The following is a 14,224-nucleotide window of genomic DNA, read 5'->3' on the forward strand; positions in this document are numbered from 1 at the left end:
CGCAGCGCGGAATCCACGTGTGGTTTCCGCGGCACTGGCGAAAGGCTCAGTCTTCCGGCGTGTCATCGCCGTAGAACTTCACGCCGAGTTGAATACGCTTGCGACCACTGTCCACACGATGCCGATTGGTGTCGCGCAGGGAATAGACGCAACCGCAGTATTCCTGTTGATAGAAGTGTTCGCGCTTGCTGATCTGAATCATGCGCGAGGCGCCACCGCCCTTGCGCCAGTTGTACTCCCAATACATCAGGCCGGGATACCTGGCCGCAGCGCGAATGCCGCAGTCGTTGATCTGCTGCATGTTTTTCCAGCGCGAGATGCCCAGCGAACTGGTGATCACCGGAAAGCCGTGCTCGTGGGCATACAGCGCCGTGCGTTCAAAGCGCATGTCGAAGCACATGGTGCAACGCACGCCGCGCTCAGGCGCGTTTTCCATCCCGCGTGCCCGCTCGAACCAGTTGTCCCGATCGTAGTCGGCATCGATGAAGGGCACGCCGAACTGCTCGGCAAAGCGCACGTTCTCGTCCTTGCGCAACTCGTATTCCTTGCGCGGATGAATGTTGGGGTTGTAGAAAAAGATGGTGTAGTCGATGCCGGAGGCCAGCATCGCCTCCATGACCTCGCCAGAGCACGGCGCGCAGCACGAATGCAGCAAGACCTTGGCGTGGCCATCAGGCAGTGGCAGTGGCATGCGTTGGGCAGTGGAATCCATCAGTGGGGTCCTTGCGTGGAGGCAGTGGCATTGGCCGGCGCACGCGCCAGTTCGATAAACGCGCGCAGGTAATCGATGCCGATGTCCGCCTCGCGTGCGCCCAGGTAGATCTGCTTGGGGATGCCGCGCGCACCCAGCCGCACCGGCACCACGTCCATCCTGGCCGCATATTCCTCCACCAGCCAGCGCGGCATGGCGGCCACGCCGCGGCCGCTGGCCACCATCTGCATCATGATGTCGGTGGTTTCGATGGCCTTGTGGCGCCGCGGGGTAACGCCGGCCGGCAACAGGAACTGGCTGTAGATATCCAGGCGCTCAAGATCCACCGGGTAGCTGATCAGCACTTCGCGCGTGAGCTGCTGTGGCTTGACGTAGGCCGCCGATGCCAGCGCATGGCGCTTGGCCACGACCAGCACCTGCTCATAGTCGAACACCGGCTCGAACCTGAGCCCTGGCTTGAACAACGGGTCGGGTGTGACCAGCAGGTCGATCTCGTAGCCGAACAAGGCACCGATGCCGCCGAACTGGAACTTCTGCTTCACATCCACATCCACATCCGGCCACGTGGCCAGATACGGCGCCACCAACTTGAGCAGCCACTGGTAGCAAGGATGGCATTCCATGCCGATGCGCAGCGCACCGCGCTCGCCCTGCGCAAACTGCCCCAGCCGCTCTTCGGCCAGATCCAGCTGCGGTAGCACCCGGTTGGCCACCGCCAGCAGGTACTGGCCGGCCTGGGTCAGGCGCAGGCTGCGGCCCTCGCGCAACCAGATGTCGGTGCCCAACTGCTGTTCCAGCTTCTTCATGCTGTGGCTCAGCGCCGACTGGGTCAGATTCAGCACGCCGGCAGCGGCTGTCAGCGAGCCTTGCTGCTCGACCTGCTGGACGATGGTGAGATGGATGCGCTCAAGCATTCAATGATCCGAATTCATGGATTGTTGAAATAACACCATTTTACTTCATCGAATGCGAGCCCTAGCATCGGGTTCGTTGTTCAGTCGCTGCCGCTCGACGGTTCGGACCAGGGCCCGGCCCATGGGCCGGACCGCCATCTTCCGGCGCGCTGCACGACATCCCACCGTCAAGGTTTCCCAGCATGACTGTCAAACACCCACTCCGCGTCGTTGCGGTCTCCGGCGGGATGCAACGCCCCTCCAAGGCTGTCGCCCTGGCAGAACACCTGCTGGAGTTGATCGCCGATCAGGTGCCGTGCGAGCGCCATCTGGTCGAAATTGGAGCGTTGGCACCGCATTTTGCTGGCGCGCTCTGGCGGACCCAGGTGCCTGGCGCGGTGGAGCAGGCGCTGTGCCTGGTGGAGCAGGCCGACATCCTGGTGGTGGCAACCCCGGTCTACCGCGGCTCCTTCACCGGGCTGTTCAAGCATTTCTTTGATTTCATCGATCAAGACGCGTTGATTGACACGCCCGTGCTGCTCGCCGCAACCGGGGGCAGCGACCGCCATGCGTTGGTGATCGACCATCAGCTCCGCCCGCTCTTCAGCTTCTTCCAGGCACGCACCCTGCCGCTGGGCGTCTACGCCACCGACCGCGACTTTCTCGACTACCGCGTGCACAACGAGGCGCTGGCTGAGCGGGCCAGGCTGGCGGTACAGCGGGCATTGCCGTTGATCGAGCTGACCCGGCATGCGCGGTCCATCGCCGCGCAGGGCGTGGCTGCAGCCTGAGGGCCCAGCTCGCGATCGCCAGGAAACCGGAGCAGCAGGCAAGCGCGCACTGCTCCAATTCCCGGCCTGCATGCCGCCGGCATTCGCCGTTACGCAGCGCATGCGCGTTCCCATCTCAGAAACAAGGCAGCAGTTCGCAATGACTCACGCATTGAATTTCGCCATCAAGAGCCTGCGCTTCGATGAGGACTACCGTCCCTCGGCCACGACGCGCAATACCACCAATTTCGCCAACCTGGCCAGGGGTCAGCGACGTCAGGAAAACTTGCGTAACACGCTGGCGATGATCAACAACCGCTGCAACGACCTGGCGCACTGGGATAACCCCGACCGCGACCGCTATGCGCTGGAACTGGACATCATTTCGGTCGAAATGCAGATCGGCGAACGCGCGCTGGACGATGCGTTCCCGTTGATCGAGATATTGAAGCCCACCATTGTCGATCGTCACACCGGTGCGCGCATCGACGGCATTGTAGGCAATAATTTCTCTTCCTACGTGCGCGACTACGATTTCAGCGTGCTGCTGCCCGCGCACAACCAAGACGCGTCCGGCTTCAACATTCCGGACGATTTTGGCGACCTGCACGGCAAGCTGTTCAAGCACTTCGTCCACTCGCCCGCGTACTGCGCGCATTTCCGGAAGTCGCCGGTCATCTGCATCAGCGTCTCCACCAGCAGAACCTATCACCGCACCGGCAACCAGCATCCCATCCTGGGGATCGAATACCGGCAGGACGCGTTTTCGTTGACCGATCAGTATTTCGAAAAGATGGGCCTTAAGGTGCGCTATTTCATGCCGCCCAACAGCGTTGCGCCCTTGGCGTTCTACTTCTTCGGCGACCTGCTCGGCGACTACACCAACCTGGAGCTGATTGGCACCATCGCCACGATGGAAACGTTCCAGAAGATCTACCGGCCAGAAATCTACAACGCCAACGCTGCAGCGGGGCCGACCTATCGGCCGAGCCTGAAGCATCAGGATTATTCGTCCACCCAGATCGTCTACGACCGCCAAGAGCGCAGCCAGCTCGCCGTGACGCAGGGCAGATTCACCGAAGAGCATTTCATCCGGCCCTACGGCAGCCTTCTTGCGCAGTGGGCGTCCAGCCACGCTTCCTAATCAACCAGAACCCACGATATCCCACATCATGACCAAGCTGCTCCCCACCTCAACCGCCGGTAGCCTGCCCAAGCCGTCCTGGCTTGCCCAGCCCGAGACCCTGTGGTCGCCCTGGAAATTGCAGGACGCCGAACTGATCGAAGGCAAGCAGGATGCATTGCGGTTGGCGCTGCAGGAACAGCAGCACGCCGGCATCGATATCGTCAGCGACGGCGAACAGACCCGTCAGCATTTCGTCACCACCTTTATCGAACATCTCAGCGGTGTCGATTTTGAAAAGCGCGAGACGGTGAGGATTCGCGACCGCTACGACGCCAGCGTGCCGACCGTGGTCGGCGCGGTCAGCCGCCCAACGTCGGTGTTCGTGGACGATGCCAAATTCCTGCGTCAGCAGACCCGCCAGCCGATCAAGTGGGCGCTGCCGGGCCCGATGACGATGATCGACACCCTCTTCGATGCGCACTACAAAAGCCGCGAAAAACTGGCATGGGAGTTTGCCAAGATCCTCAATCAGGAGGCCAGGGAACTGGAAGCCGCCGGCGTGGACATCATCCAGTTCGACGAGCCGGCCTTCAATGTCTTCTTCGACGAGGTCAACGACTGGGGTGTTGCCACCCTGGAACGCGCGGTGGAAGGGCTGAAGTGCGAGACCGCCGTCCACATCTGCTATGGCTACGGCATCAAGGCCAATACCGACTGGAAGCAGACGCTGGGCTCGGAGTGGCGCCAGTACGAAGAGTCGTTTCCCAAGCTGCAGACATCCTCGCTGGACATCATTTCGCTGGAATGCCACAACTCGCACGTGCCGATCGATCTGATCGAACTGGTCCGCGGCAAGAAGGTGATGGTCGGTGCCATCGACGTGGCAAGCAGCACGATCGAGACACCGCAGGAAGTGGCCGAGACGCTGCGCAAGGCGCTGCGCTTCGTCGATGCCGACAAGCTCTATCCCTCCACCAACTGCGGCATGGCACCGCTCGCCCGGCACGTGGCGCGCGGCAAACTCAGTGCACTCAGTGCAGGCGCGCAGATCGTGCGTGGAGAGCTGTCGGCTTAGTCCCGCTGCCACGGCAGTGCGCCACGTGCCGTCGGGCGGGCCTGGCATGCGCGCGAACGCAGCAGATGGCGGTCGTGTATGGCGTCCACTTCATCGCCAGCGGTTGCGCACGGGCGTCGCCGGAGCCTGATCGCTCCGGCGCCATGCAGGGCGCAACGCTCATGGCCCACGCATCTCATCGCAGGCTGCAGGATGCCCTTCCGGCCTTCAGCCGCTGCGTGCAACGCGACGGCGTGCATGCCAGGCCGTCAGTAGCGGCACCAGCAACGAGGTGACGATGACCGCGCTGGCCACCAGCGCTGTCGCAGCCGGCGCCGCGGGTGCGAACTGCGGCGCCATGCCGGCGATCAGCGCCGGAGTGGCCACGGCGGCACCCGCCGTGCTGGAGGCGGCCACCCCGGCCGTGCCGTTGCCGCCGCCGATCCAGCGGTCGGCCAGCAGCAAGGGCAGCCCGGTGATCGCGATGACTGCCACGCCCAGCAGCACCCCGCTTGCGCCGGTACGCGCGATTGTCGACAGATCCAGCGTGTTGCCGAGCGCGAAGCCGAAGAAGGGCACCAGCGTCTTGGTCGCCTGCGCGAAGAACTGCCGCAATTCCGCATCGAGGTTGCCCAGCGCAAAGCCCAGCAACAGCGGCAGCACCGCACCGACGAACAGCCGTGGGTCGAAGCTGGCCAGGCCGCTGGCACCCAGGATCAGCATGGAGATCAGCGGGCCCGATTCCAGCGACATCAGCACCACCGCACCTGCGTCTTCGCTGCTGCCGTATTGCTGCATCAATGCGGCGTACAGCCCGCCGTTGGTCATGTCCATCGCAGCCACCAGCGCCAGGACCGACAGCCCGGCCAGCGGCCCGCTCGGCACACCGCCGATGGGAAGCAATGGGGCGCACAGCATTGCGACGAGCCAGGCCACCGCGATCTTGGTCAGCACCAGGCTGCCCGAACGGCGCAGCACCCGTCCGGAGGCGCGCAGCTGGATGCTCGCTCCCATGCAGAAGAACCACACCGCCAGGATCGGAACGGTGCCGCTGATCAGGCCGTTGCTGAAAGACCCCAAGGTACTGCCGGCCTGCGGCCAGAGCGTGTGGCAAAGCGCCCCGAGCAACAAGGGGGCCAGCATCATCCCGCCAGGAAGCCGCTCCACCGTGGCCTTGATGCGCATCTGCGTTCCAGTGAGCGCGTCACCACGCGCGAGGCTGGCAGCATCGCGCAGGCGCGTGCGTACATGCAGATCCCGGCGCGAACGCACGCAGCCGCACACGAATACGCCGGTCATGACCGCCGCAGCAGCCATGACCGGCGCTGCCCACCTTGCTCAGTAATTGACCTGCAACTGCAGACGCAGCAAGTCGCCTTCCACTACCGGATACGGCGCGGTGCTGACGTCGGTGCGCTTCATCTTCGAATAGGCGAACACCAGTTCCAGCGCATCCATCGGCTGCCATTCGACACCGGCTTCCACTTCGTCCAGGCGCATGCGCGGGGCATTGGTGTCGAACTTGGAGCCGCCGCGGTAGGTCTGCCATTTCAGGTAGGGCAGCAGCGTGCCGTAGTTGAAGTCGTGCTTGAACATGGCCTGCACATAGCCACCGCTCAACGAGCGGGTGCGGATGCGGCGCTGGGCCACATCCAGTTCCGGGCCACGGCCCACCGTCCACTCCGCCTGCAGGCCGAACGGCTGCGGGTAGTAGATGATGTGCGCAGCCACGCGCTGGTCGGTATAGCCACTGGGCTCGGTAATCGCCGGGGTAAAGCTGCGGCCACCGATGTTCACTGCCGCCGCAGTCGGTACGAAGCGCCCGCTGTACGCATCGGCGCCCACTTCCAGGTACTGGCCGTTGGCGAACTTGAACGGGTAGGTGGCGTGCACCACCGCGTGCATGCTGTCGTTACGCTCGGCACGGTTGGCGCCCTGGCCGTTGTACACACCGGCACCGATCACGCCGTAATCGCCCGAGCCCTTCAATCCCGACTTGACCAGGTCCTGGAAGCGGCCCTTGGCCACGGTAGGGCTGTAATAGAACACCGCACCGATATCGCGTTCGTCGCGCAGGCCCGAGTTGAGTGCATCGGCACGGTCCAGCGTGAGGCGGTTCTGGCTGGACTGCAGGTTTTCCCAGCCGTACGGCATTTTCGACTGGCCCACGCGCACGCGGTACTCGCGCTTCTTGTCGAAGAAGATATCGGCGTAGGCATCGCGCAGCTGGGCGAAGTTGGAGGTGGTCGAGCCGGTGGGCGTGCTGGCAAAGTCGGGCTGGAAATACAGCGACACATGCTCGTTGAGATCGCCGCTCAGTACCAGGCGCGCACGCCGGATGCCCAGGCTCTGGTCGTTGCCGATGAAGCGATCGCCCGGCGCGCGCAGGTCTTGCGCATCGCCACCGATGCCCTGGTTGTAGCGGATCTGGGTGTAGCCGCGCAGGCTGAGTTTGTCGTACCACTTCTTGCCGGCGTCGCCGGACTTGGCCGGCGCTGGCGTTGCAACCGGCGCAGGCGCAGGTGCGGCCTGGGCAACGGCTGTGTCGGCGGGCGTGGTGGCGCCCGGCGCGGGCGGGAGCGGTTGCGCAGGCGTTGCCGGCATCGCCGACGCCGGCAGCTTGCCGTTTTCGTCCACCTGCACGAAGGTGCCCAGCTTGTCGCGACCTGGCGCCGGCTCGGCGAAGATCTGCTTGGTCTTGCGGTCGACGTACAGCTCCAGCTCGGCGGCCAGCGTGCTGCCGCTGGCGGTCGCGCTGAGGGCGCACAGAACAGTGGCGAGATTGCGTCTTTTCATTGGTCCGGCTCGTGCAAGGGAAACGGGTCGGCGGCTGCGTCGATCCGGTGCTGCCAAGAGGGCGGCTGCACGGCGTGGAAGCGCCTGCCAGGCGCCGGTCGTCCTGACGTAGCGGCAATGGCAGCAGTTATATTTAGATTTGATGTCAGTTTGGTGACGCTGCCTGGCTTCGCTGCCGCGGGCCTTGTGTCACGGTCGTGTCGCGGCGATGGCAGTTATGCGACCAATGTGAGGCGCCCAGCTGCGCGCAATGTGGTGAAGGCGCTCGTACAGAACTGCCTGCGGGAACGGGCGGCCGCAGCACGACGAGATTGCGCGCGCGCCATCCATGTTCCGACGTTGTGCATCGCCGATGGCTGCGCGGCAGTACCTGCTGGATTCGCCGGCGTGGGGCGCGGCTGCGCCACCCTTGCGTCTGGGCGAGCACCTGAGCGGCACAAGCAGGTGAGCGGCAGCGGCTCGGTCACCTTGCCGAGTCTTGCGGTGGCGGTGCATCGCGCCGTGTCCAGGCTGTGCAGGTCTTCAGCGTGAGCAGCTACGCGGGGTCACGTCGGCTCGATCACTGCACCACGCATCGACCAACGGCGATGCGCGCGGTTGCTGAGCGGCTGTTGGCAGCGCCACTGCCGATCGCCTCAACCGATGCCGCTGGACCAACGCACTGGCGAACTTCCCGACACACCCGGCCACGCCGATCAGCCGGCCATCGCCGACGGTCGCATGGGGTGAAGCCGCACGGAGGTCGCCGTGATCCCAGGCGGTCACGGCGCACCTGCGCAACGCTGCGCCAGCGATCGCGTGCCGAACGCCCCGCCAGCGCCGTGGTCCCAGCGGTGGCTCAGCGCACTGCGAGTGCCGACGCCACCGCGTCGCGCAACGGCGTGGTGGGGCGGCCGATCAACCGACTCAACGTATGGCTATCGTCGAACAGGTCACCGCCGCGCGAGGCCGCCGAGCACTGCGCCAGCACCTGCGCAAAGCCGGCCGGCAGGCCGATCTGCACCAGCGCTGCCGCGTAATCGGCTTCCGGCAGGTCGTGATAGGCCACCGGCTTGCCCGACTGCTGCGCCACCTCGGCGGCGTAATCGGCCATCGTGAAAGCGGTATCGCCTGCCAACTCGTATACCTGCCCGGCCTGTGGGGCATCCGAAGCCAGCACTGCTGCAGCGGCCGCAGCATAGTCGGCGCGCGTGGCGGCGCTGATCCTGCCTTCGCCCGCGCTGCCGATCACTGCGCCATGGGCGACTTCCGCGGCGATCGAGCCAGTGTAGTTTTCGGTGTACCAGCCATTGCGCAGCAATGCGTACGGCACGCCGCTCTCGCGCAGCAGCGCCTCGGTGGCCACATGCTCGGCGGCCAGCGACAGCGTGCTGGTATCGGCATGCAGGATGCTCGTATACGCCAGCAATTCCACCCCGGCGCGCTTGGCCGCCTCGATCACGTTGCGGTGTTGCGGCACGCGCTGGCCCACTGCATTGGACGAGACCAGCAACACGCGGCCTACGCCGGCGAAGGCCGCGTCCAGGCTGTGCGGGTTCGCATAGTCGGCCTGACGTACCGCGATGTCGCGTTTTGCGAACTCGGCAAGTGACGCGGTATCCCGGGCCGTTGCTACGATGCGGTTGGCAGGCAGATGGCCAAGCAGCGCTTCGACAACCAGCGCACCCAACTGCCCGCTGGCGCCGGTGACAAGAATCAGGGGGGATGCAGATGTCATGACGGGCTCCGGTAGGTTTGCATAAGAGATTTGGTCTACTATCTAGACCTAACTGGTCGCCCGCATAGTGTCAGCCCCGCGCGGGCTCCCGCAAGTAGGCAGTTTTGCTCCCCCTGGTTACCGTGAGATACCCCACGTGAATGCGATTGCCCTGTTCCCGCTGCCGCCTTCCCTGGAAGGACCCTTCGACGCTACCAAGTGCCCGGTACGCGATGTGCTCGACCAGATCGGCGACAAGTGGACCCTGCTGATCCTGCTGACGCTGATCCCCGGCCCATCCCGCTTCAGTGCCATCCAACGCGCCGTGCCGGACATTTCCAAGCGCATGTTGACCCAGACCCTGCGCAATCTCGAGCGCAACGGCATGATCACCCGCAAGGTCTACGCCACCAAGCCGCCGAGCGTGGAATACGCGCTCTCCAAGCTGGGCATCGCGCTACTCGGCCCAGTCTCGCAACTGCTCACTTGGGCGGGCGAGAACCACGGCAGCATCCGAGCAGCCCGCGAGCGATTCGATCGCGCGCAGCAGGCAGCAGTGGCGTTGGATCCCGACGAAGCGATGGCATAGGCGCACGCTGCGTCAGCGCGTTCAAGCGAATGCGCTGACGTGGTGCAGCGGCGCTCCAGTCGTGCGCTTCGGCTGGCCCTGACTGCAAAATGCGCTCGCAAACGTCCGTGCTTGCACCTCTCTCATGTGCGTTTGACGCTTGAGTCAAGCCGCGTTGTGAAGTGGCTTCAGCGCGAATGGTTATGCCGCATCGCCGAATTCGCGAAGATGCGGCACATACGCTGAGAGGACAGACACACAGAGGCACTCGGAGACGATGAGCCACTCCTGCATCGCGCCTAACGATGCGGTGACGTGCAGGAAGTGACCTGCAGTGCGATCCCGCCAGCCGCCGGAAACGACTTTGTAGAGGACGTGGCCTGTAGTGAGTGGGCTTTCCCAATACTCAAGCATGTCCCCCTCGTCCATCACCTGGAACGCCCGAACGAAAGGAAAGTGGAGCTCAAGGTAGCGATCGACCCCTTCCGGCGCCGCCACAACAATGCGCAGGCCAGAGCGAGTGCTGGTGATCTCGATGACGTCTGAGCCCTCATGCCACTGGATCTCGGAGCCGAAAGGTTCTAGAGATGTCTGCATGCGGCCCAATGCCTCAATGACTTGCTAGCCGGCAACACTAGCTGCAAGCAGCACGAGTTGCCAGATGAGCAGCAGCACAGTGGGATAGAAGGTCAGTGCGAACCCCAGCGCCCTGGCGCCAGCACCGCCACTGTAGGTTGCGAAGAAGATCAGCCTCCCAAGCAAGAAGGCACAAGCGCATGCTGGAACTGCGGCTTGGATAGCGGGGCGCGTGCTCAGCAGGGCGGCGACGTAGACCGGGAGCGCAAACGCTAGCTGCTCCGTCGTGTTTTGAAGTAAGGATTGCAATGTCCTGGCACGAGCAGTGCCATCACTCAGCGCGCTCCCGTCGATGTCTGCGGGCGTAACGAAGCGGTGCTTGGCCATGCGCGCGATGGCGAGGAACATTGCCGCAGCGGGCAACAATAAGCCGGTGCCTGCGCGCTCTGGTGCGTCCCAGCTCAAGAACGCCCGTGATGCCAGAAACACAACGAGTAGAGAAGCAAGAAGTCCCGATGCCATGCCGATGACCACTCCTCGTTGCTTTCTGTCTAGATGCACCATGGCTCTCTCTGCCGGCGAACGTTCGAGGTCACCTTGGCGCAGGCTTCAGGCATTGATGCGCCTCAGACGGTAGGTCATTTCTTCTGCGATTTCCGGGTCACTGCATTTCGCAAACTCTTCAATGACCGCAATCGACTGGGGTGTATCAATATCAGCGAGCGCATGGCTAAACCATTTCGCGATGACGCCTGGCTCGGAACACGTGTACTGAAACATCTGAAACCCATTGGCAAGTACCTGTCGAATGTACGTAACGCTGGATGGGCTACGAAGTAGCTGGATCTCTCGCGTGACCTCTTGATGGAGTTCATGCCCAGACAGCACGAGCAGGCGATTGAACAGGTCAACCTTCTGCTCCAGATCCGGAATGCTTTGAGCGAGAGAAAAGAGATCGTAGGTGGCTTGCCAATCGTTGTTGGCGATGGCTGTGGCCATCTCGCGCAGGACCCTTTCTTTGATCGCGGCCGACGGTTGGCTCATGTCGGATTACCTGCGCCTAAGGTAAGCGGGCTGCGCGACCTGGATCTTGACCGAGCGGGCAGCTTACCCCAAGCAGGCTTGCATGCGCGCATAGCTAGGATCTACGAGGCTGCACCGATGGAGCCAGTCTCCTTGTAGCAGCCCAAGAGCGTGTGCTCGAACTGAACAATGGACACGGTCTTGTAATCAATCGTCTGGATGCGTGAGGCGGCCAGCGTTATCAGTGATGGCTCTGCATCGACAAGCCGCTGTTTGACTCCGAGGCTGAGCGGAAGTAGAGGGAAGACCCGCTGCGCGTCTCCGATCGCGATGAAGTCGTGAAGAGGTGCACCGCTAGTGCATTCGTACACGCTGAACCAGCGAGGACGAAAGTCGCCAACCTCTCTGAGCTCCGAGCCACACTCGCTGCAGAATTTTGGCATGAGACTAACCCTGAGTTGAGCCAGATTGCGTAGCCACGTTGGCTTGTATGAATTGCTAGGCACTTCCGCCGTGCCGCTCGGACCACCCCTTCCAGTAGTTGGAGCTTGCCTGAGCGAGCGATGCAGCGGGTAGTGTCTGGCCGGTATCGAGCGCGAGCTCCAGCGACCGATAGGCAAGCGTGAGTGTACCTAGGGTGGTGTAGATGGCCAGCGGTGCCTCACTGACAATCGAGAGCAGCTCGGGTGAGCGCTCGGCGATTTGGTGTGGGTCTTCCAGCACGGCGCCATCATGATCTTCGAGCTTGAAAAGGCTGCAGCCCCTTAGCATGAGCACGAACCCATCGCCCTCCGGCTGGAAATACCTGCGCAGGTAAGGGAGTGAGACGGAGAGAACCAGATCACCGGGCACGGTTCCCTCGGCCCGATCCAGGGAGCCGTCGTGGAGATAACCCCAAGCCGCCGTATTACGCATGAGCCACTTGATACCTGAGTTAAAGCCGACCCGCCAGGCAGGTCGGGCTTGGTGAATGCTAGGCGCCGCCGAACGAGTGGAAGCCCTCTCTGACTCTGCCCCGACTATCTCCGCCAGCCAGATGGTGTGCCCACCCGAGCCGGCACACTCGACGGCGAAAGCAGCCTCACGGACTGGCTGAACCGCGCCCACCAGGATGACTCTTCCAAGGTCCGCCGGTCTGGGGAAGGCCGCTGGCTGAAGTCTTCCTCTATCCGGGCCTTGGGAATGTCTGCGATGACGCGAACTCTGTCGAATTCAGAGATTCGCATTGCAGGACCTGCCACCTCAGTTAAGCCGTGCCGCGAAGTAGCGTTGGCTTGAATGAGCCACTAGGCGGCCGACTCATCAATGGACGCCGCTGGGTGGACCGATGAGTGAGTCAATGCCCTCATCCCGAATGGCACGCAACGTCTCGTCGAGAGCGGCCTGGTCCGTTGCGAATAGGTCACCCCAAAGGTGGCGTTGTAGAACTCATCAACAGCCTCAAGCGTGCAGCCGGTGTCGGGCTCGCGATAGATCTCTAAGCGAACAGGCGGCCCGCAGTCGTCATGGACCGGCACAAGGGCGACATGAAAAGCCGATAATTTTCCATAAAAAATTCCTGTTGAGATTGCGTCTGCTCATCTACTCAACAACTCGCTGAATTCAAGTTGCGCACCAAACTCGGCATGGATGAATTGCCTGAAAAACCTACGATCACGGCATTTTGACTTCGACAAGTTCTTTCAAGTACGAAAATACGTCTGGCCCTGCATCTTCGCCAGACGGCTTATTTGGCGGGGAAGGGCGAGGGTCTTCCTGGCGTACAAGCAAAGAGCTGCTTCCGTCACTCTCGGTCAGCACATAGGTCATGAAGAAATAGTGCTCTGGAATGTCTTGTAGATCGGGCCGCGGGAAAAACAGTGAGTACTTGAGGCGCGACTCCGGCAAGAACTCAAGAACCGTACCTTTCTGTTCAAAGACTTGCCCGTTCCATTCGTTTCGAAAAACAATTGGGGTGCCCACTTCCCACGTGGTTAGTAGATCGGAGCCGTACTGCCATTGTTTGACCAGCTCAGGCACGGTCAAAGCCTTCCAGACTCTACTGGCAGGCGCAAGAATCTTTACGAGTGAATCGGACGTTTTCATCTGCATATCCCGAGGATGTTGCGTGTTGGCCCAACGCCTGAATTCAGCTGAGTTGCGAAGCAACCTTGGCTCGAATGAGTTGTTAGGCAGTGAGTGGCCGCCAAGGTTGGATGTTGCAACCATGATCCCCAGCACTGCCGCCGGGACTGAGTGTGCCACAGCTTACCGGATGGGGCTTGCCCAGCGACGCAGCGGCGCGGGACGCCAAAGAAGCTAAGCCCAATGAGCGAAGCATGGTAACAGCGAACGAGTACGAGGCCCCACACTTGCCGCAACCCACACCGGTGATGACTACCGCTCTGAGCCGAAAGCTTGCATGCCAGCGAACCGACCGAAGTCGGACGCGCCAATTGACTTGCTCCACCACGGCCTAATGTTTGACATGGGAAGCCCGACCCGGCTTACCGGGGCGGGTCCTCTCGATGGAAGTGTTAGGCATGACGCGCCTGCACCGTAATCTTTTCCAGCTTTGATTCAACGAATTCGTAGTGAACTGAGTATTTCTCGTGCTCAAATCGAACCCAATCTCGAATGATTCCGAGGAAGTCGGCGCGACCCTCTGAAAGTTCAATTGCGTTTCGCTTTGCATGTGTGATTGCATCGCCCTTCGAGCCAAACCTGGGAAGGCCTACGTGGTCACCCTCGAACGGATTGAATCCCTTGATCTCGGCGTCTTCTATGAAGAGGGTTGATAGCCTCTGCTGTGAATCGAACAAGAACTCCAGGCCAAGCTGCGGAACTTCAGCGACGTACTGATCTGGTCGGTTCTCGTGGATGCGGTCGTATCGATATACGACATCGATCTCGTAGGTTTCAAACAGATCATTGAGAACATCGCTTTTCAACTCCGTTCCGATCAGGTCAAGATGCTTCATTGGCGTGCCTAATGCTTGAGCTAAATCGAGTTGCGAAGCGAGGTCGGCTT

The 14,224-nt window shown here is 62.2% G+C and carries 16 protein-coding genes and 1 pseudogene; 5 read left to right on the forward strand and 12 right to left on the reverse strand.

What is annotated here, in order from left to right; translation table 11 throughout:
- Positions 1 to 46: 46 nt before the first annotated feature.
- The gene (locus tag FLG15_RS01090) at positions 47 to 712 is read right to left on the reverse strand and encodes an epoxyqueuosine reductase QueH (RefSeq protein ID WP_057679497.1); all 666 of its coding nucleotides are present in this window, start codon (positions 710 to 712) and stop codon (positions 47 to 49) included.
- A complete protein-coding gene (locus FLG15_RS01095; protein ID WP_017157615.1) occupies positions 712 to 1,626 on the reverse strand; it encodes a LysR family transcriptional regulator in 915 nt (304 codons plus the stop codon). The genes FLG15_RS01090 and FLG15_RS01095 overlap by 1 nt, the downstream gene beginning before the upstream one ends.
- Positions 1,627 to 1,808: 182 nt before the next feature.
- Between FLG15_RS01095 and msuE the strand changes: the two genes are divergently transcribed.
- The 3 genes from msuE (at position 1,809) to FLG15_RS01110 (ending at position 4,576) form a co-directional block, all read left to right on the forward strand.
- Positions 1,809 to 2,396: an FMN reductase gene (gene msuE, locus FLG15_RS01100; protein ID WP_057679496.1), complete on the forward strand. Its 588-nt coding sequence runs from the start codon at positions 1,809 to 1,811 to the stop codon at positions 2,394 to 2,396.
- A 139-nt stretch (positions 2,397 to 2,535) separates the two neighbouring features.
- Positions 2,536 to 3,519: a DUF1852 domain-containing protein gene (locus FLG15_RS01105; RefSeq protein ID WP_057679495.1), complete on the forward strand. Its 984-nt coding sequence runs from the start codon at positions 2,536 to 2,538 to the stop codon at positions 3,517 to 3,519.
- Between the two features lie 28 nt (positions 3,520 to 3,547).
- A complete protein-coding gene (locus FLG15_RS01110; RefSeq protein ID WP_017157612.1) occupies positions 3,548 to 4,576 on the forward strand; it encodes a methionine synthase in 1,029 nt (342 codons plus the stop codon).
- A gap of 207 nt (positions 4,577 to 4,783) precedes the next feature.
- Here FLG15_RS01110 and kdgT read toward each other — a convergent pair whose 3' ends face one another.
- Positions 4,784 to 5,740 carry a 2-keto-3-deoxygluconate transporter gene (gene kdgT / locus FLG15_RS01115; RefSeq protein ID WP_057679515.1) on the reverse strand — a complete coding sequence of 319 codons (957 nt, stop codon included), beginning with the start codon at positions 5,738 to 5,740 and terminating at the stop codon, positions 4,784 to 4,786.
- 153 nt (positions 5,741 to 5,893) lie between these two features.
- Positions 5,894 to 7,351 (reverse strand): OprO/OprP family phosphate-selective porin, encoded by a 1,458-nt coding sequence (locus tag FLG15_RS01120; protein ID WP_057679494.1) that lies wholly within the window; start codon positions 7,349 to 7,351, stop codon positions 5,894 to 5,896.
- Positions 7,352 to 7,610: 259 nt separating this feature from the next.
- Here FLG15_RS01120 and FLG15_RS01125 point away from each other — a divergent pair.
- Positions 7,611 to 7,799: pseudogene (locus FLG15_RS01125) on the forward strand (hypothetical protein); the annotation flags it as partial.
- 390 nt (positions 7,800 to 8,189) lie between these two features.
- Here the strand turns inward: FLG15_RS01125 and FLG15_RS01130 are convergent.
- Positions 8,190 to 9,068, reverse strand: a complete 879-nt coding sequence (locus FLG15_RS01130; RefSeq protein WP_057679493.1) for an SDR family oxidoreductase — start codon at positions 9,066 to 9,068, stop codon at positions 8,190 to 8,192.
- A gap of 136 nt (positions 9,069 to 9,204) precedes the next feature.
- On the opposite strand from FLG15_RS01130, the gene FLG15_RS01135 reads away from it, so the two are divergent.
- Positions 9,205 to 9,636, forward strand: coding sequence for a winged helix-turn-helix transcriptional regulator (locus FLG15_RS01135; RefSeq protein WP_005920016.1), 432 nt, complete (start codon positions 9,205 to 9,207; stop codon positions 9,634 to 9,636).
- Between the two features lie 180 nt (positions 9,637 to 9,816).
- Here FLG15_RS01135 and FLG15_RS01140 read toward each other — a convergent pair whose 3' ends face one another.
- The 7 genes from FLG15_RS01140 to FLG15_RS01180 all read right to left on the reverse strand — a co-directional run bounded on the left by FLG15_RS01140 (position 9,817) and on the right by FLG15_RS01180 (position 14,174).
- Positions 9,817 to 10,212, reverse strand: a complete 396-nt coding sequence (locus FLG15_RS01140; RefSeq protein ID WP_150145386.1) for a hypothetical protein — start codon at positions 10,210 to 10,212, stop codon at positions 9,817 to 9,819.
- A gap of 24 nt (positions 10,213 to 10,236) precedes the next feature.
- Positions 10,237 to 10,599, reverse strand: coding sequence for an MAPEG family protein (locus FLG15_RS01145; protein ID WP_057679491.1), 363 nt, complete (start codon positions 10,597 to 10,599; stop codon positions 10,237 to 10,239).
- A 201-nt stretch (positions 10,600 to 10,800) separates the two neighbouring features.
- On the reverse strand, positions 10,801 to 11,235 hold the full coding sequence (locus FLG15_RS01150; RefSeq protein ID WP_057679490.1) for a hypothetical protein: 435 nt from the start codon (positions 11,233 to 11,235) through the stop codon (positions 10,801 to 10,803).
- A gap of 101 nt (positions 11,236 to 11,336) precedes the next feature.
- On the reverse strand, positions 11,337 to 11,681 hold the full coding sequence (locus tag FLG15_RS01155; RefSeq protein ID WP_057679514.1) for a hypothetical protein: 345 nt from the start codon (positions 11,679 to 11,681) through the stop codon (positions 11,337 to 11,339).
- Between the two features lie 31 nt (positions 11,682 to 11,712).
- Complete coding sequence (locus FLG15_RS01160; protein WP_139790889.1) at positions 11,713 to 12,129, reverse strand: hypothetical protein; 417 nt, start codon at positions 12,127 to 12,129, stop codon at positions 11,713 to 11,715.
- A 738-nt stretch (positions 12,130 to 12,867) separates the two neighbouring features.
- Positions 12,868 to 13,299, reverse strand: a complete 432-nt coding sequence (locus tag FLG15_RS01170) for an SRPBCC family protein (protein ID WP_150145388.1) — start codon at positions 13,297 to 13,299, stop codon at positions 12,868 to 12,870.
- Between the two features lie 431 nt (positions 13,300 to 13,730).
- Entirely contained in the window at positions 13,731 to 14,174 is a 444-nt protein-coding gene (locus FLG15_RS01180; protein WP_057679488.1) for a hypothetical protein, read from the reverse strand.
- Positions 14,175 to 14,224: the final 50 nt, after the last annotated feature.

Origin of the sequence: Xanthomonas phaseoli pv. dieffenbachiae (genome assembly GCF_008639345.1) — a bacterium.
Lineage (GTDB): Bacteria > Pseudomonadota > Gammaproteobacteria > Xanthomonadales > Xanthomonadaceae > Xanthomonas > Xanthomonas phaseoli.

Excerpts from the sequence above, each read along its gene's own strand:
- FLG15_RS01145 (WP_057679491.1), bottom strand. The coding sequence starts at position 10,599 with ATGTTCCTCGCCATCGCGCGCATGGCCAAGCACCGCTTCGTTACGCCC.
- FLG15_RS01110 (WP_017157612.1), top strand. The coding sequence starts at position 3,548 with ATGACCAAGCTGCTCCCCACCTCAACCGCCGGTAGCCTGCCCAAGCCG.
- FLG15_RS01180 (WP_057679488.1), bottom strand. The coding sequence starts at position 14,174 with ATGAAGCATCTTGACCTGATCGGAACGGAGTTGAAAAGCGATGTTCTC.
- FLG15_RS01140 (WP_150145386.1), bottom strand. The coding sequence starts at position 10,212 with ATGCAGACATCTCTAGAACCTTTCGGCTCCGAGATCCAGTGGCATGAG.
- FLG15_RS01170 (WP_150145388.1), bottom strand. The coding sequence starts at position 13,299 with ATGAAAACGTCCGATTCACTCGTAAAGATTCTTGCGCCTGCCAGTAGA.
- FLG15_RS01105 (WP_057679495.1), top strand. The coding sequence starts at position 2,536 with ATGACTCACGCATTGAATTTCGCCATCAAGAGCCTGCGCTTCGATGAG.
- msuE (WP_057679496.1), top strand. The coding sequence starts at position 1,809 with ATGACTGTCAAACACCCACTCCGCGTCGTTGCGGTCTCCGGCGGGATG.
- FLG15_RS01095 (WP_017157615.1), bottom strand. The coding sequence starts at position 1,626 with ATGCTTGAGCGCATCCATCTCACCATCGTCCAGCAGGTCGAGCAGCAA.
- FLG15_RS01130 (WP_057679493.1), bottom strand. The coding sequence starts at position 9,068 with ATGACATCTGCATCCCCCCTGATTCTTGTCACCGGCGCCAGCGGGCAG.
- kdgT (WP_057679515.1), bottom strand. The coding sequence starts at position 5,740 with ATGCGCATCAAGGCCACGGTGGAGCGGCTTCCTGGCGGGATGATGCTG.
- FLG15_RS01090 (WP_057679497.1), bottom strand. The coding sequence starts at position 712 with ATGGATTCCACTGCCCAACGCATGCCACTGCCACTGCCTGATGGCCAC.
- FLG15_RS01150 (WP_057679490.1), bottom strand. The coding sequence starts at position 11,235 with ATGAGCCAACCGTCGGCCGCGATCAAAGAAAGGGTCCTGCGCGAGATG.
- FLG15_RS01120 (WP_057679494.1), bottom strand. The coding sequence starts at position 7,351 with ATGAAAAGACGCAATCTCGCCACTGTTCTGTGCGCCCTCAGCGCGACC.
- FLG15_RS01160 (WP_139790889.1), bottom strand. The coding sequence starts at position 12,129 with ATGCGTAATACGGCGGCTTGGGGTTATCTCCACGACGGCTCCCTGGAT.